Raw genomic sequence first — 19,661 nt, 5'->3', positions numbered from 1 at the left:
CCATTTATCATTTATGTCGTAAATATGTAATCCATGCAAAATACGTCATTTAAAGCTGGCGTTATCATAATTGGGAAATTGCGACTTTAATAAGTGGAAGTGTGAGCGGAACGCGCCATTTTATTAGGCATTTGTGCTGAAGAGGGAAAATTACAGTAGAACTATCATTGCTGGGAATAATATGGGCTGTTTTATGTAATTATTATATATATTGTACCTGTCGTTGGCACAGCGGGACATTGCGCTACTGTGCCAACGCTTTACTCATGGGACTTTAGCACAGGACTGTGGCAAAAAACGTTGATGCGCCAATATTGCTGCACCCTGAGCGCCATTAAAGTCAGAAGATGAGGCGGCAATAAAGCGCACGACCTGATACGGCAGTGGACGGCGCAGGTACTTTTGGGTCATGGCAATGAGAGTCTCGCGTGGGAAGGCGGGCATATCCATCACGCCACCACCCAGAATTACCGCATCGGGATCGAACAGATTAATGCTGGTGGCAATGGCTCGTGCCGCGTTTTCAAGCAGACTCTGGACGAAAGGGGCGTTTTCCGCATGGACGAAAAGATCGCTCAATGGGTAATTTCGGGGCTGTTGTTCGTACCAGCGTCTTAGCGCCATTCCAGAGCAATTGGTTTCCAGGCACCCAGAATTGCCACACGCGCAATGTTGGGTCATATCTCCCAGGGGGATATGGCCCAGTTCGCCTGCCACACCGTGTGCACCCGTCCACGGCGCACCGTTCATCCACACTGCGAACCCCATCCCCGTACCGAGATAGGCCGCCAGAACCAGTTGTTGCGTAAGGCTGTTTTCTACTACGTCCCAGGAGAGTTGCAGGTTAACGTCGCGGGAAAACTCAACCGGACAATTCAGCGTATTTTCGAGCTTATCGGCGAGATCATATAAATCCGCCGCTGTTAACGGCAGGTTAGGCGTAGAAATAATGGTGCGTTTATCTTTACTGACCAGCGCCGGAAATCCCATCACCAGACCACGACAGCGAGCGTTAAAGCGCCTGAGTTGCTCGTCAATCATTTCGCCGATACCCGACACCAGGTCGGGAGCAATAACTTCTGCGGTCCGCTTTTTTTCGCAGTGTAGCGTTTCACCTTCTGCTGTCCGCAGACAAAAGCGGATATGCGTTGCCCCCATATCCACGCCCGCTACGACGTTATGCTGTTTTTGCATGAGGCTGTACCTCGCTTTTTGCAGCCAGAATCTGCGCGGTCATAATTCTCCATGCTTCGTCGATATTTTCCGCATGATTAAACAGACCGGAAGTGCCGACGATAAAGACATCCGCCCCTGCCGCCATTAGTTTTTCGTAAGTTGCCTGGTTGCAGGAACCGTCCACCTCAATTTCGTACTCCAGACCTTCTCGTTCACGCCATGCCTTCAGTTCGGCAAGTTTATCCAGCATTTCAGGAATGAACGGTTGTCCGGCAAAGCCGGGATCGACAGTCATGACCGTAATTTTATCAGCCTTATGGATATAGTATTTCATGGCCTCAACCGGCGTTTCCGGATTAAGAATCAGCCCCACTTTCATGCCATGTCGGCGGATTTCATCAATCAGGCGAAACGCCTGGCCGTTGATGGTTTCCGGATGCAGAGTGATAAAATCGGCTCCCGCACGCGCCAGTTGCGCAATGTAATCCTGCGGCCGCGTCACCATCAGATGACAGTCGAGCGGTTTAGTTGCCAGTTTTTTAACCTGACTTACGAAGAACGGTGAGAGCGTCAGATTCGGCACAAAGTGACCGTCCATGATATCGATGTGAAAGTAATCGGCATGGCTGTCGATAAATTCGATCTGTTCTTTAAATTTCAGCAAATCCATACACATTAACGAGGGGGAGATTTTCATGTTCAATTCCTTACTTACTGATAAGACGGTCAAGGGCGACAGCCGCGATAATTAATCCGCCCATCACCACCAGTTGGTAATAGGTTTGTACCTGCAAAATATTCAGACCGTTGTTGATGGTGCCGATGATCAACCCGCCAATCACCACAGAGAAAATGCGCCCCTTGCCGCCGAAGAAACTGGTGCCGCCAATGATGGCGCTGGCAATGGCATAGGTTTCAAAACCCATACCGGCAAGCGGTTCTGCGGCACCGAGTCGTGCAGTTGAGACGACGCCCGCCAGACCTGCACAAACACCGGAGATGATAAACACCACCAGGATGTGGAATTTCACGTCAATCCCGGAATAGAACGCCGAGTTTTTGTTGCCGCCCAGTGCGTAGATGTTGCGTCCGAGCCGCATACGCGTTGTCAGAAACCAAAGGATGAGCGCGACAATTAGCGAGAAGATAACGGGGACAGGTATCCCAATTACGCTGGCGGCAAAGAAGTTCACGAAGTCAAATGAGAAGCCGTATACCGAGTTGGCATCGGAGATCACCAGCGTGATCCCACGGAAAATGGCGTTGGTACCAAGGGTGATAATAAATGGGTGTAGCCCCGTCCAGTTGACCAGGCAGCCGTTGATCGCCCCCAGTGCGCCGCCAACCAGTACACCGCCAATCAGCGCCGCGAGAAACGGGTCAACACCTGCCAACATCAGTTTGGCGGTCACCATACCGGAAAGCGCCAGAATCGCGCCAACCGAGAGGTCGATACCAGCGACCAGGATAGCGAAAAACTCGCCCATGCCGATCAATACCGTCACGGAGCTTTGAACAAAAATCTGGGTAATATTATTGGTGGTCAGAAAATATTCTGGCGACAGCGAACCAAAAATGGCGACGATGATCGCCAGGATAAAAAAGGTGCCGTATTTATCCCAGAACAGCGCAAAGTTGAACGGTTTCTTCTCGCTCGCTTCGCTTTTTACTCTTGTGGTAAAGCCCATGCCATAATCTCCTCTTCGCTCATGTCATCGCGATTGGTCAGGATTTGCGTCAGTCGTCCTTCGCAGAACACGGCGATGCGGTCGCAGACGGTGATAATTTCAGGTAGTTCAGATGACACCATCAGGATGACTTTTCCGTCGTCCGCCAGTTGGCGCATCACTTTGTAAATTTCGGCTTTCGCGCCAACATCGATGCCACGGGTAGGTTCATCGAAAATGATCACTTCCGGGCGACAGCACAGCCATTTGGAGATCAGGACTTTCTGCTGGTTACCGCCGGAGAGTTCAGTGATGTTCTGGTTTACCGAATGACATTTCAGCGCCAGCAGTTCGCGCTGGGCTTCAGCGGTACGTTGCTCGTCAACTTCATGAAACAAGCCCATCGCGCCTTTATAGCCGCCGTCTTTCAGACTGCGGCTGATCGCCATGTTCTGAGCGATGGAAAAGTTGGGGAAAAAGCCGTTATCCCGGCGGCTTTCAGTGATGTAAGCCATCCCTTTTTTCACGGCATCCAGGGGAGAACGTGGAGAGATATCTTTGCCATTAAGACGGATTTCTCCGCCAGCGCGTTTATCAACGCCAAACAGGCAGTTCATCAGTTCAGTACGTCCGGAACCGACCAGTCCGGCAAAGCCTAATATTTCTCCCCGGCAGACGCTAAATGAGATATCCCGGACCTTTTTTCTGTCACGGCTGGTGACGTTGCGCACCTCAAAAACCGTATCGTGCGCAAGGTTGCTGACATTCTCCTTCATCGCGTTAAAACGGTTTTGCAGTTCGCGGCCTACCATCAGACGGACGATATCGTCATTTGACACATCGCTCACCATGCCGCTGCAAACGCTGCTGCCGTCTTTCATCACCGTATAGCGGTCGCAAATACGGCGAATTTCCGCCAATTTATGCGAGATATAGACGATAGCCGTACCCTCCTTACGCAACTGATTCATGATCAGAAACAGATAGTCCACCTCTTTATTGGTGAGTGAGGAGGTGGGTTCATCCATGATGATGACTTTGGCGTCGAGCATCAGCGTTTTGGCAATTTCCAGCATCTGCTTGTGGCTGATAGATAAGTTCGCCACTTTCTCATCTAAATCAACTTTCAAGCCCACGCGTAATAACATCATGGCGGCGCGGACACGCATTTCTCGCCAGTCGATAATATTGACACCGCAGATTTTTTTCGTCAGATGACGACCAATATATAAATTTTCCAGTACGGTTAATTCATCAATAACGCTGAGTTCCTGATAAATAATCCCGATACCGAGTTGTGCCGCTAATTTATGATCCAGTTTGTTATAGTTGATGTTATTAATGGTAATGGTGCCTTTGGTTGGCTCATGTATTCCGGATAACACTTTCATTAGCGTGGATTTACCCGCGCCATTTTCTCCTAGTAATGCATGTATTTCACCAGGATAAACCGTTAAATTAACCGACTTTAATGCGTGAACCGGACCAAAGGACTTGCCGATCCCCGCCATCGATATATATGGCGTGGCCATAAATAACCTCTCTGCACGAAATATCGTATTATTGCCTGATGGCTACGTTTATCAGGTCTACGTTCAGGTTATTTTGTTGGCCGGATAAGACACTTCATTAGCATCATCATCCGGCATCATTCAGTTTTATTGAGTGACCAGGATTGAATCGACCAGTTTAAATTCCGGTGCTTTATCCAGCGGGATAACCTTGCCGGATTTCTCAGCGTCAACCATCAGCTTCAGACCCGTTGCACCGATATCCGCCGGGTTCTGGGCAACCGTCGCGGTCATTTGTCCGGCTTCCACCATTTTGCGGGCTTCCGGAATTCCATCTGTACCGACGACCAACACTTTGCCCGTTTTTCCGGCGTTTGCGACTGCCTGAGCAACACCCATTGCCATCGTGTCATTCGCGCAATAGATCGCTTTAATATTCGGATTACGTTGCAACACGTTAGTGGCGACATCCAGTGCTTTAATACGGTCCCAGTCGGCAGGCTGGCTGGCGACAAGCTTGATCTGGCTTGCTTTTTTGAAGGCTTCGGTGGCACCATTACGACGCGCTTCACCGGAGGCGTTACCGGCTTTACCCTCAATGATTGCGACTTCACCCCCTTCGGCACCCAGCTTGTCAATAATGAATGACGCGCCTTTCGCCCCGACGGCAACATTATCGGTGGTGACAAAACCTTCCACATTACCGCCTGCTTTTTTCAGATTATCCATGTCGATTTTTTCATCGAGATTGACCAGATAAATGCCTTTTTTCCATGCGCGGGCGACAGGCATGACCAGATTTACTGAGGATAATGGCGCGAAGGCGATACCTTTGTAATTTTTATTACTGAGATCTTCAAATAACTGCAATTGAGATTGAAAATCGCCTTCTGAAGGAGAGGCAAAAATATCAACGCTGACGCCCAGCGTTTTTGCTTCATCTTCAATGCCTTTTTTCATATCTACCCAAAATGGGTTGGAGAGTGTTTTCAATACGACAGCATATTCGGCGGCAGCAAAAGCGCTGGTTGACAACATTAAGCCCACGAGTGTGCCACTGAAATATTTCAGATATTTATTCATAATCATGTTCTCACGGTAAGGGGAGAGGTAACTCCGCGATGGCGGAATTACCTTTTTCTTATTTCAGCGCGCCTGGTGAGAAGAAATCAACAATTGCGCCGGTTTTTTGCATATTAATATTAGCTTGTTCAATGTTGAGCTGGGCGACAGAGACAAAAAACGCGTCCAGCAAAGTTAGTTGTAATATTCTTGCCGAGGCATTACGACCTAATAAAGGTGTTTCCGGGGCCGGTGAGCAAATAATATAATCGGCCAGCTTCGCTATCGGTGAATGGTAGCTATGCGTTATACAAATAATCTTTGCCCCGTTCTTTTTTGCCAGTTCTACAGCCGCTTTTACATCACTGGTTCGCCCGGAATGGGTCACCACCAGCACCACATCTCCTTCCTGTAACAACGAAGCAGACATCATCATGATGTGAGCGTCCGGATAGGCCTGGCAGCGTACGCCAATGCGTAAAAACTTGTGCTGTACATCAGCACAGATAGCATTTGATCCTCCGGCACCGTACAAATCCCGCTGTCTGGCCTGATAGAAAAAGCGGGCGGCACGGTGGATCTCATCAACGTTGACGATCGACTGACCTTCCATAATGGTGCGTAAAGTGATGTTAAATACCTTATTCACCACATCCTGCGGCGCTTCATCAAAAGCCAACTCGGACGGCAATACCTGTTCTGACTGAGAAAAATAATCTTCCAGCGCACTGCGTAAGTTACGAAAGCCGCTAAACCCCAGCAGCTTTGATACCTTAACGATCATCGCTTCAGATACCGCCAGAGCTTCTGCGACATCTTTAATTGCGGGTGCACAACTCAGGTTACCGGGTTTGAGTAACCACTCCACGATGCGGCTTTCGTTTTCTGTCATTCCTTCCTGCTTCATTCGCAGGTAAGGCGCTAACCCGATACCGTTCGGAAGCGCTGAATCAAACTCTGACTGGCTCATCACGTTCTCTTGTCCTTGAATTGAAGACGCCACTATATCACCACAGCAAGAACAGAAAAGATGCTGGCAACTTCACAAAAAAATAAAATTTATAAAGTTTGTTTTGTTGTGAAAAATAGGGATTAACTTAAAATCTTATTTTACTTAATTACTTTAAAAACATGATGTTATTTGTTTTTTCTGGGATTTTAGATGATAATCCTTTCTGGATGGTGAGCGTCTTTAACGCTATTGCGCTGTCAGATGTAACTCTGTAAAACAGATCAGGAAGGCGGATTTCATCGATTTTGGGTGTTTTTAATTCATTTACATCACAAATGTTTTTTGATTGTGAAGTTTTGCGCGGGCGGGGAAGATGAATGAAAAAGATTGCATTTGGCTGTGATCATGTCGGTTTCATTTTAAAACATGAAATAGTGGCACATTTAGTTGAGCGTGGCGTTGAAGTGATTGATAAAGGAACCTGGTCGTCAGAGCGTACTGATTATCCGCATTACGCCAGTCAAGTCGCACTGGCAGTTGCTGGCGGAGAGGCTGATGGCGGGATTTTGATTTGTGGCACTGGCGTCGGTATTTCGATAGCGGCGAACAAGTTTGCCGGAATTCGCGCCGTCGTTTGTAGCGAACCTTATTCCGCGCAACTTTCGCGGCAGCATAACGATACCAACGTGCTGGCTTTTGGTTCACGAGTGGTTGGCCTCGAACTGGCAAAAATGATTGTCGATGCGTGGCTGGGCGCACAGTACGAAGGCGGTCGTCATCAACAACGCGTGGAGGCGATTACGGCAATAGAGCAGCGGAGAAATTGAGATTCATCCACTACTTGCATGGATGAGTAATGACTAATGTGGATAGAGTTTCTTTTTGAGGTTGGCTAATGAAACGCTTTCCGCTATTTCTTTTATTCACGCTGCCCACGCTGTCCACCGTTCCGGCCCAGGCCGATATTATCGATGACACCATTGGCAATATTCAGCAGGCGATTAACGACGCTTATAACCCTGACCGTGGGCGAGACTATGAAGATTCGCGCGACGACGGCTGGCAGCGTGAAGTGAGCGACGATCGGCGCAGACAATATGACGACCGCCGCCGCCAGTTTGAAGATCGCCGCAGGCAGCTGGACGATCGCCAGCGCCAGCTGGATCAGGAGCGTCGGCAGCTAGAAGATGAAGAGCGGAGAATGGAAGATGAGTATGGGCGTTGATGTTGAGTTTAGAGCAGGCATCGCCCCTCACCCATCACGCCACCCCAATCTCCATCCCATCAAACCCCGCCTCAAACCCCGACGGCAGTGCGTTTTCCATCAGCCACGCATCAAACTGGTGGCTGATATGGGTCAGAATCACCCGTGGCGAGCGGATAACCTGATTCAGCGCAAGCACGGTATTTAAATCACAGTGATTACGCGGTGCATCCTCGCGCGGCGGGTGGCTGCAATCAATCACCATTACCTGCGGCTGATTATTGCGTAAAAATTTCAGCGTTTTTTCCGGCAAGCCAGCGGTGTCAGACAGCCACGCCACCCGGCTGTGTGCCGTTTCCAGCAGATAACCGAAGGTCAGTTTTGAGTGGTTGAGCGGCAGCGGCGTGACCTGTAACCCCTGTAAATCAAACACCACAAACGGTTCCATCGTGTGGCTGAAATCAAGCAGGCCCGGATGTTTAAACAGATCGTCGCAGCCCTGTTCATCCGGCGGGCCGTAGACCGGGATCTGATCGCCCACGCCCCAGCGCAGCGGAAACAGCCCCTGGACGTGATCCATATGATAATGCGTCAGCAAAAACTGCTGGAACGATCCTGGCGACCAGCGATCGGCGAGATCGTGCAGCCCGGCGTCGATCAGGGTGATTGCGTCGTTAAACTTTACTACGCCGCTGCATGGCTGGCGGCGATACTGCGGCGAGCGTCGTGCTCTGGCGCAGGCCGCGCACTCGCAGCCCCATGCCGGAACGCCCTGTGCGCCGCCGGTGCCGGTGAGCGTGAGGGTCAGGCTCATGTTACAGCGCCTTGGTGAAGCGGAAGTGGCTCTGCTCGTAGCCTTCGCGCAGATAGAAACGGTGCGCGTCGTGGCGCTTCACGTTGGTGGAAAGCTCAGTCATTTCGGCCCCGGCCTGGCGGGCTTCTTCTTCTGCCCATGCCAGTAATTTGCTGCCGACATTCAGACCGCGCGCCTGCGGCATCACCACCAGTTCCTGAATTTCGCCGATCCAGTTGACATGATGCAGATGAAACTGCAAATGCAGGCCGATCATGCCGACAACTTCGCCATCCAGCAGCGCCAGATGGTAGCGCATGTTCGGATCGCGCAGATTGGCGTTAAACCCCACGCGAAACGCGTGGTGGTCAAACTCCGCCTGTTTTAGCTCACAAATCAGCGCGTAAACTGCGTCGGTGTCGTACTGCGTAGCCGGGCGAAGCTCACAAGCAGGCATGGTGTTTCTCCTTCTGATGAATCAGCGTCAGCAGCTTGTCGACCGACTGGCGCAGGCTGCCGTCATTATTGAGCGTAAGACAATCCTGAGGAGTATAGCGGGCAGCGCGCGCCAGCCGGGCGTTAATTTCACTGGCATTTTCACGACCACGGTTTTCCAGGCGCTGGCGCAGGATCTCTGGCGAAACCTGTAAACAAACGGGCAGCAGCGCCGATTGATAGCGCGCCCGCGCCTGCGGCAGATGGGCGCGTGAGCCGTTGACCACCACGTCAAATCCAGCGTGCAGCCAGAGGTCAATCTCGACGCCGACGCCATAATACAGACCGTTAGCGTGCCAGCTTAAGGCCAGAAGGTTCTGCCCCGCGCGGGTAAAAAACTCCTGCTCGCTCAGGGCGATATGGTTTTCACTTCCGGCGCTGGCGGCGCGCGTGATGTAGCGATGCGCTACCAGTAGCTGAGTTTGTTCCCGCTGGCGGAGTTCCGTCAACAGACTGTCTTTTCCGGAGCCAGAGGCCCCCATTAACCAAATCAGTTTTCCCGTCATCAGAACACCCTTTTACCCTGACGCCAGACGTGGTCGATATGAATGTGGTTGCCCTTGCGATGCGCCAGCACCAGGTCGGCGCGTTTGCCCTCGCCAATCACCCCGCGATCCTGAAGATTAAGCGCCTGCGCCGGATTTTTAGTCACCAGCTTCACCGCCTGCGGCAGCGTAAAGCGGTTGCTCTCGTCATCGGCGACGCGAAATGCCGCATCGAGCAGGCTGGCGGGGTAGTAGTCGGAAGAGAGGATATCCAGCAGGCCAAGCTGCGCCAGTTCACTGGCCGCCACGTTGCCGGAGTGCGAACCGCCGCGCACGATATTCGGCGCGCCCATCAGCACGTTCATGCCATGCTTGCGCGAGGCTTCTGCCGCTTCGAACGTGGTGGGAAATTCGGCGATCACGCTGCCAAGCTGGTGGGATTCGGCAACGTGGGCGTGCGTGGCGTCATCGTGGCTGGCGAGGGCAATGTGTCGCGCGCGGCACATTGCGGCGATAGTTTCGCGATTTGGCTGCGACCAGCGTGCGGCGAGCGCCAATTGCTCTTCTTCGTACTGCTGCATCTGCGCATCGGTGAGGGAATATTTGCCCTGATAATATTCGCGATACTTCTCGCGATTGGCGAACTGGCGCTGGCCTGGCGAGTGGTCCATCAGCGATACCAGCGTCACCGGTTCGCGCTGCACCAGTTTTTCAAACAGCGGCAACGTGGTGTGGTGCGGCAGTTCGCAGCGCAGGTGCAGGCGGTGCTCGGCGCGGTTGACGCCGCGTTTCTGCGTCTCTTCGATGGCGTTGATCATCTTCTCCAGATTCTCCAGCCGATCGCCGCCGTCGCGCACATCACCAATCGCCACGGCGTCCAGTACGGTGGTGATGCCGCTTGCCACCATCAGCGCGTCGTGGCTGCTCATCGCCGAATGGGCGGGCCAGTCGACTTTCGGGCGCGGGGTGAAGAATTTATCGAGGTTGTCGGTATGCAGCTCAATCAGTCCGGGCAGTAGCCAGCCACCTTCGCCGTCCATCGCTTCCGGCTGGCGGCTCTGGCTTTCGGCAAAGGCGCGAATTTCGCCATCCTGTACTTCCAGTGAACCGTGCACCACTTCGTTTTCCAGCACCAGTTTGACGTTATTGATAATCATGAAGAGACTCCCATTGGGTGCAGGCGGTCGGCGACGTCATTGCGTACGGCTTCGTCATGGAAGATACCGACGATGGCCGCGCCACGGGCTTTGGCTTCGCGAATGAGTTCCACCACCGCGGCGCTGTTTTTAGCGTCCAGCGAGGCGGTGGGTTCATCCAGCAGCAGAATCGGATAGTCGACGATAAAGCCACGGGCGATGTTGACGCGCTGCTGTTCGCCGCCGGAGAAGGTCGATGGTGCCAGGTGCCACAGGCGTTCAGGCACGTTCAGGCGCGTCAGTAATCGGGCGGCTTTAGCGGCGCAGGCTTCACGCGGTACGCCGGTATCGAGCAGCGGCTGCATCACCACTTCCAGTGCCGAAATACGCGGGATGACGCGCAGAAACTGGCTCACCCAGCCGATGGTGGTTTTGCGGATCTCCACCACTTTGCGGGCTGGCGCGGTGACCAGGTCTACCCATTCCTCACCGTGTTTGATCTGGATTTGCCCTTCGTCGGGCAGATAGTTGGCGTACAGCGAGCGCAGCAGGGTTGATTTTCCGCTGCCGGAGTGGCCGTGAAGCACCACGCATTCGCCTGCGTTGACGGTGAGCGAGGCACGTTGTAAGACGGGCAGGCGCACGCCGTTTTGCTGGTGCAGGATGAAGGTTTTACTGACGTTTTGTACGTTAATCATTTTTCGCCTCGTGGTTCGCATATTGGGGATCGGCGCGCGCATTGCCCCTCACCCTAACCCTCTCCCCGAAGGGGCGAGGGGACCGATTGTGCGCGGTGTTGAATACGGCACGTTTTTCTCCCTCTCCCTCCGGGAGAGGGCCGGGGTGAGGGGACCAGCGCGCACGGTGTTGCAACTCAATTCTGCAAAACAGATGACACCAGCAGCTGGGTATACGGGTGATGCGGGTCGTCGAGCACGCGGTCGGTTAACCCACTCTCCACTACTTGCCCCTGCTTCATCACCAGCAAACGGTCCGCCAGCAGGCGGGCGACGCCTAAATCGTGGGTGACAATCACCACCGCCAGGTTCAGCTCCACCACCAGGCCGCGCAGCAGGTCGAGCAGGCGCGCCTGCACAGATACATCCAGCCCGCCGGTTGGCTCGTCCATAAATACCAGCTTCGGATGCGTCACCAGGTTGCGGGCAATCTGCAAACGCTGCTGCATACCGCCGGAAAAGGTGGTTGGCAGGTCGTCGATCCGGTTGGCGGGAATTTCCACCTCTTCCAGCCACTTCTGCGCGGTGGCACGAATATCGCCGTAATGACGCGCCCCGGTCGCCATCAGCCGCTCGCCGATATTGCCGCCTGCCGACACCTGGCGGCGCAGGCCGTCGAGTGGATGCTGATGCACCACGCCCCATTCGGTGCGCAGCAGGCGACGGCGGTCGGCCTCGCTCATGCCATAGAGGGAACGGTTTTCATAGCGAATCTCCCCCTGCTGCGGCGTCAGGCGCGCGGAGATCGACTTCAGCAGCGTGGTCTTCCCGGAGCCGGATTCCCCGACGATGCCCAGCACTTCCCCCGGCCATAAATCAAAAGAGACATCGCTAAAGCCTTTGCCCGGCGCGTAAAGGTGGGTCAGGTTATTGACCGAAAGTAACGGTTGATTCATTGGTTTTTTGCCTCGCTCTGTTGGCGGCAATAATCGGTATCGGAGCAGACAAACATGCGGTTTCCGGCGTCATCCAGCACCACTTCATCAAGATAGCTGTGGGTCGATCCGCAGATGGCGCATGGCTCATTCCACTGCTGAACGGTGAACGGGTGATCGTCGAAATCGAGGCTTTCCACGCGGGTAAACGGCGGCACCGCATAGATGCGCTTCTCGCGCCCCGCGCCGAACAGTTGCAGGGCGGGCATCATGTCCATTTTTGGGTTATCGAATTTCGGGATCGGCGACGGGTCCATTACGTAGCGCCCGTTTACCTTCACCGGATAGGCGTAGGTGGTGGCGATATGACCGAAGCGGGCGATATCTTCATACAGTTTCACCTGCATCACGCCGTACTCCTCCAGCGCGTGCATGGTGCGGGTTTCCGTTTCGCGCGGCTCGATAAAGCGCAGCGGTTCGGGGATCGGCACCTGGAAAATAATGATCTGATCTTCGGTGAGCGGCGTTTCGGGGATGCGGTGGCGCGTCTGGATAAGCGTCGCATCGTCCGTACGTTCAGTGGTGTTTACCCCGGTCACGCGCTTAAAGAAGTTACGGATCGACACCGCGTTGGTGGTGTCGTCCGCGCCCTGGTCAATCACCTTCAGCACATCGCTTTCGCCAATCACGCTGGCGGTAAGCTGTATGCCGCCGGTTCCCCAGCCGTAGGGCATCGGCATCTCGCGCCCGCCAAACGGCACCTGATAACCGGGGATCGCCACCGCTTTTAAGATGGCGCGGCGGATCATGCGTTTGGTCTGCTCGTCGAGGTAGGCAAAGTTGTAGCCGCTCAGATTAGCCATGGTTCTGCTCCTGTTGCAGACGTTTGAGTAGCTCCAGTTCGGCCTGGAAATCGACGTAGTGCGGGAGTTTAAGGTGCGAGACAAAGCCTGCGGCTTCGACGTTGTCGGCATGCGCCAGCACGAACTCTTCATCCTGCGCCGGGCCTGTCGCGTGCTCGCCGTACTCCGGGGCTTGTAGAGCGCGGTCAACCAGCGCCATCGCCATCGCTTTGCGCTCGCTCATGCCGAACACCAGCCCGTAGCCGCGCGTGAAGTGCGGCGGCTCATCCGGCGGGTCGATAAAACCGTTGACCATTTCACATTCGGTCATCAGCAGTTCGCCGACGTTCACCGCAAATCCCAGCTCTTCCGGCACAATCGACACGTCGATATAGCCGCTGCGGATTTCGCCTGCGAACGGATGATTGCGTCCGTAACCACGCTGGGTGGAGTAGGCCAGCGCCAGCAAATAGCCTTCGTCGCCGCGCATTAATTGTTGCAGGCGGGAGGAGCGTGAGCAGGGGTAAACCGGCGGCGTGCGGGTGATGTCGTCCGGCTGTGCGCCGCTATCTTCTTCAAACTTCGCCAGCCCCTGACGCGCCAGCAGGCTGAAAACGTGCGGCGACGGCTGTTGTTCGCTGTCGGCTGTGGTCAGCGTCGGCGCTTCGCCGTTTGCCAGCAGGGTGAAATCGAGCAGGCGATGGGTGTAGTCGTAGGTTGGGCCAAGCAGCTGGCCGCCGGGAATATCTTTATAAACCGCTGAAATACGCCGTTCGAGACGCATCTCCGTGGTGTCGAGCGGCTCGCTTACCGCCAGCTTCGCCAGCGTGGTGCGGTAGGCGCGTAGCAGGAAAATCGCTTCGACGTTATCGCCGCTGGCCTGTTTCAGCGCCAGCGCCGCCAGTTCGCGGTCGGCAATGCCGCCTTCGGTCATCACGCGATCTACTGCAAGATTAAGCTGCTGTTCAATCTGGGCGACGCTCAGTTCAGGCAAATCGGTATTGCCCCGGCGTCGGCTCTCTTGCAGGGCGTGGGCGGCGTCGATCGCCTTCTCGCCCCCTTTCACGGCAACGTACATCAGCATACCTCCACATGAGTGGTTCGCGGGATAGCCAGCAGGCGCTCGCCGCAGGTCAGGATCAGGTCGATGCCGAGCGGGAACGGGTGCGGGCGCTCGGTAAGTTCGTGCAGAATGCACTCCGGCAGCTGCGGGGCGATCATTCGTTCTTCGGCAATACCCGCGCCAGTAAGGCGCAGCATGCGCCCGCCGCTCAGGCTGACGACCTGTAAAATCAGCGTCGCGCCCGCTTCTGGCGCAACAGCGGTGCCGCTGGAAAGGGCGTTAAGCTGTTCGCTGGAAATCGCCTCATCCGTTACAGCGAAGGTCGCCAGTTCCGGCTGATTGACCAGCGGCGCGTTGGTATGAAAACGCAGGCTCTGGCTGACGATATCGTTACTTAATGGCGCAGAAAGCCACACCGGCGTGTCGTTATCGGCCAGCGTCAGCAGCACGCTGGTGGTGGCGATATTCAGCGGCTGCCAGCCGCGTTTGAGCTGATGCAGGGCGACAATCACGCCCGGCTCGCTCATGGCCTTTAACAGGCGACGAAAACTGTGCTGGGCATCCTGCACGGGAAGCATAAAAGCGGTTTCCAGGGTCATGCGTTATCTCCGCGAACCATCGTAAAGAAGTCGACCCGGCTGGCGTTTACTTCGGCCTGGCGTGCGGCAATGCGTGCCATACGGTCAGCGTTCAGCGGGGCAATAAGAGTTTCTGATAAGTTTTGAAAATGGCGGGTTTGCTGCATCAGCGCGTCGATCAGCGCGCAGCGTTCGGCGTGCTGTTTGTCGCGCCCCAGCACCCAGCTGTAGCCGAGCGTGCCGTCAGTCAGGCGTACGGCGGCGCGGGTGAGCGTGGCGTCGCCAGCAAAAAAGCGTTCGCCGGTGCCACCCATCCGCGCCTGAATCTGCACCAGGCCGGTTTCAGCGGCGCGGATTACTTCATAGTCGGCGGTGATGTTCAGCGCGTTCAGGCGGGCTGCCAGCTCAGTCGGTTGGCTGTGCGCCAGTACGGACATCCAGTGCTGGCGGGTCGCGGTATCTGCGTGCATTCAGTGCTCCATAGTGAATTCAATCATGTCGGCGCGCGTCAGGCTGACGGAGTACTCCGCCGGGCTGCTTTCACCGTCACGGTGGTTAAGGGTGCGCACGCACAGCAGCGGCGACATATTCGGGATTTCAAGACGCTGGCACTCTTTGGCCTGGGCGCGGCGGGCGCTGATCCGCGTCTGGCTGCGGCGCAGCGCAATTCCGGTTTGCTCGCGCAGAAAATCGTGCAGCGAGCCGCTGTCGAAATGTTGCAGCGTCGGCCAGAGGGTGAGGTCCGCAAAGTAGTGGTCGATTAAACAGAGCGCGACGCCGTTGACCCGACGCAGGGTGCGCAGGTGGATGACGTTCTCCCCCTCGGTTATCCCCAGCGCGTCAGCGACGTGACCGGAGGCGGGGCGCAGCACCGACAGCAGTTTTTCGCTGGTGGGATGGCTGCCCTGATCCAGCAGGTTCTGGCTAAAACGCGCCTGGGCGTTGAGCGGGTAATCGAACGGGCGCATCAGCACCAGTACGCCGACGCCCTGACGGCGCTGTACCCAGCCTTTTTCCACCAGTTGGTCGATGGCGCGGCGCAGGGTGTGGCGGTTCACCTCAAAGCGCGCCGCCAGTTGCTGCTCGGCGGGAAGATAGTCGCCGCAGCGGTAGTGTTGACGAAGCTCCTGCTCAAGTTTTGCGGCTATCTCCTGATAGCGTGTTGGGTAGCTGGTCGGATGTGTAGACAAGTGCATAGCTATCAATGCCTCGCTTATCAGATAAAGTGCTTACGCAACCGTTGAGAGAGGAAATCCAGCAGGCTGACCGTGACGATAATCAGCACCATCAGGGCGCAGGTTTGCTGGAACTGGAAACCGCGAATAGCTTCCCACAGGGTGACGCCGATCCCGCCTGCACCGACCATGCCGACGACGGTCGCCGAGCGGACGTTGGATTCGAAACGATAGAGGGAGTAGGAGATCAGCAGCGGCATCACCTGTGGCAGCACGCCGTAGAGGATCTCTTCCAGCTTGTTGGCACCGGTGGCGCGAATGCCCTCCACCGGGCCGGGTTCGATCGCTTCTACCGCTTCGGAAAGCAGCTTGGAGAGCACGCCGGTGGTGTGGATAAACAGCGCCAGCACGCCAGCGAACGGGCCAAGGCCGACGGCGACCACGAACAGCATGGCGAAGACCATTTCGTTAATGGCGCGGCAGGCGTCCATCAGGCGGCGAACGGGCTGGTAAACCCACCACGGCACCAGGTTTTCGGCGCTCATCAGGCCAAAGGGGATGGAGAGAACCACCGCCAGCGCGGTGCCCCAGACGGCGATTTGCAGCGTGACGACCATTTCGGTGAGGTAATCCTGCCACTGGCTGAAATCGGGCGGGAAGAAGTCGGCGGCGAACGTCGCCATGTTGCCGCCGTCTTTGATCAGCGTAAGCGGGGCCATTTCCGCGCCCTGCCACGAGACGACCAACACGGCGAGAACAATGGCCCAGCTCAGAAGCGAGAACCAGCTGCGCTTGGGTGGGGCGATGGTGATGGTTTGCATGTTTGGCTCCGTGATTGTGTGCTCGATCGGTTCCCTCGCCCCTTCGGGGAGAGGGAGAAAACCATTACTGCACCGCTTTACTTACCGAACTCATCGCGCTTAACGCGTTGTTCAGGCGGTCCAGGTCATCCAGCTGCGCCTGAATCGCGGTGGTTTTCGCCAGCTTGTCCTGCTCATTCAGCCCTTTATTGCCTTTCACGCCCTGCATCTCTTTAAACAGCGCGAGCTGGCGAATCGGCACCAGTTGCAGGTCGCTGGAGGCGCGGAACGGGGCCCAGCCCAGGCGTTCCAGCACCGCTTTCTCTTCCGGCGTTTTGCCGTAGTTCATAAAGAAGTCGTAGATCTTGTCTTTGGTGGTTTCGGACAGATTTTTGCGCCAGACGATCGGATCGCCTGGGATCAGCGGCGATTTCCAGATCACCTTCAGTTCTTTGAGCTTCTCTGGTGCGGAGGTTTTCAGCTTGTCGAGGTTTTCGGTGTTATTGGTCGCCACATCCACTTGCTTGTTGGCGACGGCCAGCGCATTGGTTTCATGCCCGGCGTTGACGGTGCGCTTGAAGTCGCTGGCGGAGATATTGTTTTTGGCAAAGACGTAGTAACCGGGGACGAGGAAGCCAGAGGTGGAGTTAGGATCGCCATTGCCAAAGGTGAGATCTTTACGCTTCGCCAGCAGATCGTTCAGGTTGTTGATCGGGCTGTCTTTGTTGACGATCAACACGCTCCAGTAACCTGGCGATCCATCCGCCGCGACTGTCTGGGCGAAGACCTGACCGTTGGCGCGATCCACCGCTTCCATCGCCGACAGGTTGCCGTACCAGGCGATATCCACTTTATTGAAGCGCATCCCCTGGATAATGCCCGCGTAGTCCGGGGCAAAGAAGGCGTTGACCTTTACGCCCAGCTTCTTCTCCATATCCTGTAAGAACGGCGTCCATTGCGGTTTCAGGTTTTGCTGTGATTCCGTTGAAATAATGCCGAAATTCAACGCCTTTTCCTGCTCTTCGGCGTGCGCCGGGCTTAACAGGGTGCTGAGGCTGAACATGCTGGTGAAGGCCAGCGAGGCAATTATCTTAGCGTTCATTCGTTTTCCTCAATGATGGGGATGTCAGGCAGCTTTCGCGTTCTCTTCGACGCGGTTAATGCTGCGGTAGAGATGGTCAAAACGTTCGTTATCAAACTGTTGGCTGCTGCCGTCGTAGAAGACGTGCCCCTGGCGCAGGGCGACGATGCGTTCGCAGTAGCGCAGGGCGTAATCCACCTGATGCAGCGTGACGACCACGGTAATGCCGTCGTTCTGGTTAATGTCGCGCAGGGTGTCCATCACGATGCGCGCCGATTCCGGGTCCAGCGAGGCGATGGGTTCATCGGCCAGAATCACCTTCGCCTGCTGCATCAGCGCACGGGCAATCGCCACACGCTGCTGCTGGCCGCCGGAGAGGGTGGAAACGCGCTGATGGGCAAAATGCACCATGCCAACGCGGGTCAGCGCCTGTAACGCGCGCTGTTTCTGCTCGCGGGTGAACCAGCTAAAACAGGTGCGCCAGAACGGCGTGCTGCCGAGCGCGCCAATCAGCACGTTCTCCAGTACGCTCAGGCGATTCACCAGGTTGAATTGTTGGAAGATGTAGCCGGTGTTGGCGCGGCTTTTGCGGATATCGCGGGCCAGGCGGCCTTCGCGCTGGACTGTGCGGCCCAGCAGCTCGATATGGCTACCGGCAGATTTATCGCCGGTAATCAAACCGCTTAAGTGACGTAAAAGGGTGGATTTGCCGGAACCCGACGGCCCAAGCAGAGCCACCATTTCACCGTGATGAATGTTCAGATCAACCGCGTGCAGCGCCTGATGCTGATTGAAGGTTTTGGCGAGCTTCTCGACACGGATAATCGTTTGCATGATGCAGCCTCCCTAAAAAAGTGGCTCCATCGTGGCGGATTATTGTGACGATTTTGTTAACTAAAAGTGACTAACGGATGAAGAGTTAACGAGATTTCGATGACAGTGCGGGAGGGCGGCCCTCCCGGCGGGTTAGTGCGTTGGTTGTTGTTTGACGACATTAATCATCCACGGTACGCCAAATTTATCGGTGACTTTGCCGAAGCCATGCGCCCAGAAAGTTTCCTGCCAGGCCATTTCGATTTTTCCGTTAGCGGCAAGGTTGTCAAACCAGCGTTTTCCTTCTTCGACCTGTTGCGAATCGAGCACCAGCGTAAAGCCGGAGTAGCTGGCTTTTCCTGACGGTATAGCATCGCTCATCATGATGTCGCTTCCTGCAATGCGCACGTTGGCATGAGCGATGGCGGTATCGGGAAATTGCATTCCGGAAGGGCAGTTCTCGGCGCTGTCCTGCGCTGATTTCGGCATTTCGCCGAAGCTGATTTTATAGAGCAGTTCCGCGCCCAACGTACGTTGATAATAGGCAATCGCGTCGGAACAGTTACCGGCAAAAGAGAGGTAGGGACTTAACGGCATGATGGTGACCTCAGTTAAGAGAAGCCCGTTAAGTGTAGTTCAAAATTTATACAGATGAGAGGGAAGCCTGATAAGACGCGCGAGCGTCGCATCAGGCATCTGGCACCGTTGCCGGATGCGGCGCGAGCGCCTTATCCGGCTTACCGATCACAATACAATCAGTTCTTTTTCACAAACTCAGATTTCAGTTTCATCGGACCAAAACCGTCGATTTTGCAATCGATGTTATGGTCGCCTTCAACCAGGCGGATGTTTTTCACTTTGGTGCCAATTTTCAGCATCGAAGAGCTACCTTTCACCTTCAGATCTTTAATGATGGTAACGCTGTCGCCGTCAGCCAGCAGATTGCCGTTAGCATCTTTAACGATCAGCTCGTCGCTTTCCTGTGCAGGTTCTGCGTCGTTCCATTCGTAGGCACATTCCGGGCAGATGTACATGCCGTTATCTTCGTAGGTGTATTCGGAGTTGCATTTTGGGCAGTGTGGTAATGACATGTGGATTTCCTCAAAAGTCAGCAGGGCAAAAGCGCCAAAAAACGGCAGATTGCCGAAAAAGGCCGCAATTATACACAAAATCCCTGAGTTTGTCGGGGGTACTGCTGATTTTAGACGACGATCGT

24 protein-coding genes are annotated in these 19,661 nt (G+C 55.0%); 2 read left to right on the top strand and 22 right to left on the bottom strand.

Features of this window, described 5'->3' with window-relative positions; translation table 11 throughout:
- Positions 1 to 264: 264 nt before the first annotated feature.
- The 6 genes from alsK to alsR all read right to left on the bottom strand — a co-directional run bounded on the left by alsK (position 265) and on the right by alsR (position 6,386).
- Entirely contained in the window at positions 265 to 1,194 is a 930-nt protein-coding gene (gene alsK, locus ACJHX7_RS23075; RefSeq protein WP_094030435.1) for an allose kinase, read from the bottom strand.
- Positions 1,178 to 1,873, bottom strand: a complete 696-nt coding sequence (gene alsE / locus ACJHX7_RS23070) for a D-allulose-6-phosphate 3-epimerase (RefSeq protein ID WP_001572215.1) — start codon at positions 1,871 to 1,873, stop codon at positions 1,178 to 1,180. Before alsE ends, alsK begins: the two co-directional genes overlap by 17 nt.
- Before the next feature lie 10 nt (positions 1,874 to 1,883).
- A complete protein-coding gene (alsC, locus tag ACJHX7_RS23065; RefSeq protein WP_000507105.1) occupies positions 1,884 to 2,864 on the bottom strand; it encodes a D-allose ABC transporter permease in 981 nt (326 codons plus the stop codon).
- On the bottom strand, positions 2,843 to 4,375 hold the full coding sequence (gene alsA / locus ACJHX7_RS23060) for a D-allose ABC transporter ATP-binding protein AlsA (RefSeq protein WP_016233735.1): 1,533 nt from the start codon (positions 4,373 to 4,375) through the stop codon (positions 2,843 to 2,845). Before alsA ends, alsC begins: the two co-directional genes overlap by 22 nt.
- Positions 4,376 to 4,501: 126 nt before the next feature.
- Positions 4,502 to 5,437, bottom strand: a complete 936-nt coding sequence (gene alsB / locus ACJHX7_RS23055) for a D-allose transporter substrate-binding protein (RefSeq protein WP_001361478.1) — start codon at positions 5,435 to 5,437, stop codon at positions 4,502 to 4,504.
- Between the two features lie 58 nt (positions 5,438 to 5,495).
- The gene (gene alsR, locus ACJHX7_RS23050) at positions 5,496 to 6,386 is read right to left on the bottom strand and encodes a D-allose utilization transcriptional regulator AlsR (protein WP_000083216.1); all 891 of its coding nucleotides are present in this window, start codon (positions 6,384 to 6,386) and stop codon (positions 5,496 to 5,498) included.
- A gap of 359 nt (positions 6,387 to 6,745) precedes the next feature.
- Here alsR and rpiB point away from each other — a divergent pair, with 359 nt between their 5' ends.
- Together rpiB and yjdP are read left to right on the top strand one after the other, a co-directional pair.
- Positions 6,746 to 7,195: a bifunctional allose-6-phosphate isomerase/ribose-5-phosphate isomerase RpiB gene (rpiB, locus tag ACJHX7_RS23045; RefSeq protein ID WP_000716792.1), complete on the top strand. Its 450-nt coding sequence runs from the start codon at positions 6,746 to 6,748 to the stop codon at positions 7,193 to 7,195.
- A 68-nt stretch (positions 7,196 to 7,263) separates the two neighbouring features.
- Entirely contained in the window at positions 7,264 to 7,593 is a 330-nt protein-coding gene (gene yjdP, locus ACJHX7_RS23040; protein WP_000819753.1) for a DDRRRQL repeat protein YjdP, read from the top strand.
- Positions 7,594 to 7,627: 34 nt separating this feature from the next.
- Here the strand turns inward: yjdP and phnP are convergent, their stop codons facing one another.
- The 16 genes from phnP to ACJHX7_RS22960 form a co-directional block, all read right to left on the bottom strand.
- Positions 7,628 to 8,386 carry a phosphonate metabolism protein PhnP gene (phnP, locus tag ACJHX7_RS23035; protein ID WP_000059910.1) on the bottom strand — a complete coding sequence of 253 codons (759 nt, stop codon included), beginning with the start codon at positions 8,384 to 8,386 and terminating at the stop codon, positions 7,628 to 7,630.
- 1 nt (position 8,387) lies between these two features.
- A complete protein-coding gene (phnO, locus tag ACJHX7_RS23030) occupies positions 8,388 to 8,822 on the bottom strand; it encodes an aminoalkylphosphonate N-acetyltransferase (protein ID WP_001110490.1) in 435 nt (144 codons plus the stop codon).
- On the bottom strand, positions 8,809 to 9,366 hold the full coding sequence (gene phnN / locus ACJHX7_RS23025; protein ID WP_000145993.1) for a ribose 1,5-bisphosphokinase: 558 nt from the start codon (positions 9,364 to 9,366) through the stop codon (positions 8,809 to 8,811). Before phnN ends, phnO begins: the two co-directional genes overlap by 14 nt.
- Entirely contained in the window at positions 9,366 to 10,502 is a 1,137-nt protein-coding gene (phnM, locus tag ACJHX7_RS23020; RefSeq protein WP_000586310.1) for an alpha-D-ribose 1-methylphosphonate 5-triphosphate diphosphatase, read from the bottom strand. The genes phnN and phnM overlap by 1 nt, the downstream gene beginning before the upstream one ends.
- Positions 10,499 to 11,179, bottom strand: coding sequence for a phosphonate C-P lyase system protein PhnL (phnL, locus tag ACJHX7_RS23015; protein WP_000611436.1), 681 nt, complete (start codon positions 11,177 to 11,179; stop codon positions 10,499 to 10,501). The genes phnM and phnL overlap by 4 nt, the downstream gene beginning before the upstream one ends.
- Before the next feature lie 176 nt (positions 11,180 to 11,355).
- Entirely contained in the window at positions 11,356 to 12,114 is a 759-nt protein-coding gene (gene phnK, locus ACJHX7_RS23010; RefSeq protein ID WP_001075536.1) for a phosphonate C-P lyase system protein PhnK, read from the bottom strand.
- On the bottom strand, positions 12,111 to 12,956 hold the full coding sequence (phnJ, locus tag ACJHX7_RS23005) for an alpha-D-ribose 1-methylphosphonate 5-phosphate C-P-lyase PhnJ (protein WP_000002288.1): 846 nt from the start codon (positions 12,954 to 12,956) through the stop codon (positions 12,111 to 12,113). Before phnJ ends, phnK begins: the two co-directional genes overlap by 4 nt.
- Positions 12,949 to 14,013 carry an alpha-D-ribose 1-methylphosphonate 5-triphosphate synthase subunit PhnI gene (gene phnI / locus ACJHX7_RS23000; RefSeq protein ID WP_000289069.1) on the bottom strand — a complete coding sequence of 355 codons (1,065 nt, stop codon included), beginning with the start codon at positions 14,011 to 14,013 and terminating at the stop codon, positions 12,949 to 12,951. Before phnI ends, phnJ begins: the two co-directional genes overlap by 8 nt.
- Positions 14,013 to 14,597 (bottom strand): phosphonate C-P lyase system protein PhnH, encoded by a 585-nt coding sequence (phnH, locus tag ACJHX7_RS22995; protein ID WP_000171616.1) that lies wholly within the window; start codon positions 14,595 to 14,597, stop codon positions 14,013 to 14,015. The genes phnI and phnH overlap by 1 nt, the downstream gene beginning before the upstream one ends.
- Positions 14,594 to 15,046 carry a phosphonate C-P lyase system protein PhnG gene (gene phnG, locus ACJHX7_RS22990; protein ID WP_000542803.1) on the bottom strand — a complete coding sequence of 151 codons (453 nt, stop codon included), beginning with the start codon at positions 15,044 to 15,046 and terminating at the stop codon, positions 14,594 to 14,596. Before phnG ends, phnH begins: the two co-directional genes overlap by 4 nt.
- On the bottom strand, positions 15,047 to 15,772 hold the full coding sequence (phnF, locus tag ACJHX7_RS22985; protein ID WP_001374273.1) for a phosphonate metabolism transcriptional regulator PhnF: 726 nt from the start codon (positions 15,770 to 15,772) through the stop codon (positions 15,047 to 15,049).
- A gap of 20 nt (positions 15,773 to 15,792) precedes the next feature.
- Positions 15,793 to 16,572 carry a phosphonate ABC transporter, permease protein PhnE gene (gene phnE / locus ACJHX7_RS22980; RefSeq protein WP_016242680.1) on the bottom strand — a complete coding sequence of 260 codons (780 nt, stop codon included), beginning with the start codon at positions 16,570 to 16,572 and terminating at the stop codon, positions 15,793 to 15,795.
- Positions 16,573 to 16,636: 64 nt separating this feature from the next.
- Complete coding sequence (gene phnD / locus ACJHX7_RS22975) at positions 16,637 to 17,653, bottom strand: phosphonate ABC transporter substrate-binding protein (RefSeq protein WP_000991996.1); 1,017 nt, start codon at positions 17,651 to 17,653, stop codon at positions 16,637 to 16,639.
- 24 nt (positions 17,654 to 17,677) lie between these two features.
- On the bottom strand, positions 17,678 to 18,466 hold the full coding sequence (phnC, locus tag ACJHX7_RS22970) for a phosphonate ABC transporter ATP-binding protein (protein ID WP_001193398.1): 789 nt from the start codon (positions 18,464 to 18,466) through the stop codon (positions 17,678 to 17,680).
- A gap of 132 nt (positions 18,467 to 18,598) precedes the next feature.
- Positions 18,599 to 19,042 (bottom strand): VOC family metalloprotein YjdN, encoded by a 444-nt coding sequence (gene yjdN / locus ACJHX7_RS22965; RefSeq protein ID WP_001131334.1) that lies wholly within the window; start codon positions 19,040 to 19,042, stop codon positions 18,599 to 18,601.
- Between the two features lie 158 nt (positions 19,043 to 19,200).
- Positions 19,201 to 19,536 carry a zinc ribbon domain-containing protein YjdM gene (locus tag ACJHX7_RS22960; RefSeq protein ID WP_001300891.1) on the bottom strand — a complete coding sequence of 112 codons (336 nt, stop codon included), beginning with the start codon at positions 19,534 to 19,536 and terminating at the stop codon, positions 19,201 to 19,203.
- Positions 19,537 to 19,661: the final 125 nt, after the last annotated feature.

Origin of the sequence: Escherichia sp. WS1451 (genome assembly GCF_046487365.1) — a bacterium.
GTDB lineage: Bacteria > Pseudomonadota > Gammaproteobacteria > Enterobacterales > Enterobacteriaceae > Escherichia > Escherichia coli.
This window is presented reverse-complemented; position numbering and strand designations above follow the sequence as displayed.

Excerpts from the sequence above, each read along its gene's own strand:
- alsK (WP_094030435.1), bottom strand. The coding sequence starts at position 1,194 with ATGCAAAAACAGCATAACGTCGTAGCGGGCGTGGATATGGGGGCAACG.
- alsE (WP_001572215.1), bottom strand. The coding sequence starts at position 1,873 with ATGAAAATCTCCCCCTCGTTAATGTGTATGGATTTGCTGAAATTTAAA.
- alsC (WP_000507105.1), bottom strand. The coding sequence starts at position 2,864 with ATGGGCTTTACCACAAGAGTAAAAAGCGAAGCGAGCGAGAAGAAACCG.
- alsA (WP_016233735.1), bottom strand. The coding sequence starts at position 4,375 with ATGGCCACGCCATATATATCGATGGCGGGGATCGGCAAGTCCTTTGGT.
- alsB (WP_001361478.1), bottom strand. The coding sequence starts at position 5,437 with ATGAATAAATATCTGAAATATTTCAGTGGCACACTCGTGGGCTTAATG.
- alsR (WP_000083216.1), bottom strand. The coding sequence starts at position 6,386 with ATGAGCCAGTCAGAGTTTGATTCAGCGCTTCCGAACGGTATCGGGTTA.
- rpiB (WP_000716792.1), top strand. The coding sequence starts at position 6,746 with ATGAAAAAGATTGCATTTGGCTGTGATCATGTCGGTTTCATTTTAAAA.
- yjdP (WP_000819753.1), top strand. The coding sequence starts at position 7,264 with ATGAAACGCTTTCCGCTATTTCTTTTATTCACGCTGCCCACGCTGTCC.
- phnP (WP_000059910.1), bottom strand. The coding sequence starts at position 8,386 with ATGAGCCTGACCCTCACGCTCACCGGCACCGGCGGCGCACAGGGCGTT.
- phnO (WP_001110490.1), bottom strand. The coding sequence starts at position 8,822 with ATGCCTGCTTGTGAGCTTCGCCCGGCTACGCAGTACGACACCGACGCA.
- phnN (WP_000145993.1), bottom strand. The coding sequence starts at position 9,366 with ATGACGGGAAAACTGATTTGGTTAATGGGGGCCTCTGGCTCCGGAAAA.
- phnM (WP_000586310.1), bottom strand. The coding sequence starts at position 10,502 with ATGATTATCAATAACGTCAAACTGGTGCTGGAAAACGAAGTGGTGCAC.
- phnL (WP_000611436.1), bottom strand. The coding sequence starts at position 11,179 with ATGATTAACGTACAAAACGTCAGTAAAACCTTCATCCTGCACCAGCAA.
- phnK (WP_001075536.1), bottom strand. The coding sequence starts at position 12,114 with ATGAATCAACCGTTACTTTCGGTCAATAACCTGACCCACCTTTACGCG.
- phnJ (WP_000002288.1), bottom strand. The coding sequence starts at position 12,956 with ATGGCTAATCTGAGCGGCTACAACTTTGCCTACCTCGACGAGCAGACC.
- phnI (WP_000289069.1), bottom strand. The coding sequence starts at position 14,013 with ATGTACGTTGCCGTGAAAGGGGGCGAGAAGGCGATCGACGCCGCCCAC.
- phnH (WP_000171616.1), bottom strand. The coding sequence starts at position 14,597 with ATGACCCTGGAAACCGCTTTTATGCTTCCCGTGCAGGATGCCCAGCAC.
- phnG (WP_000542803.1), bottom strand. The coding sequence starts at position 15,046 with ATGCACGCAGATACCGCGACCCGCCAGCACTGGATGTCCGTACTGGCG.
- phnF (WP_001374273.1), bottom strand. The coding sequence starts at position 15,772 with ATGCACTTGTCTACACATCCGACCAGCTACCCAACACGCTATCAGGAG.
- phnE (WP_016242680.1), bottom strand. The coding sequence starts at position 16,572 with ATGCAAACCATCACCATCGCCCCACCCAAGCGCAGCTGGTTCTCGCTT.
- phnD (WP_000991996.1), bottom strand. The coding sequence starts at position 17,653 with ATGAACGCTAAGATAATTGCCTCGCTGGCCTTCACCAGCATGTTCAGC.
- phnC (WP_001193398.1), bottom strand. The coding sequence starts at position 18,466 with ATGCAAACGATTATCCGTGTCGAGAAGCTCGCCAAAACCTTCAATCAG.
- yjdN (WP_001131334.1), bottom strand. The coding sequence starts at position 19,042 with ATGCCGTTAAGTCCCTACCTCTCTTTTGCCGGTAACTGTTCCGACGCG.
- ACJHX7_RS22960 (WP_001300891.1), bottom strand. The coding sequence starts at position 19,536 with ATGTCATTACCACACTGCCCAAAATGCAACTCCGAATACACCTACGAA.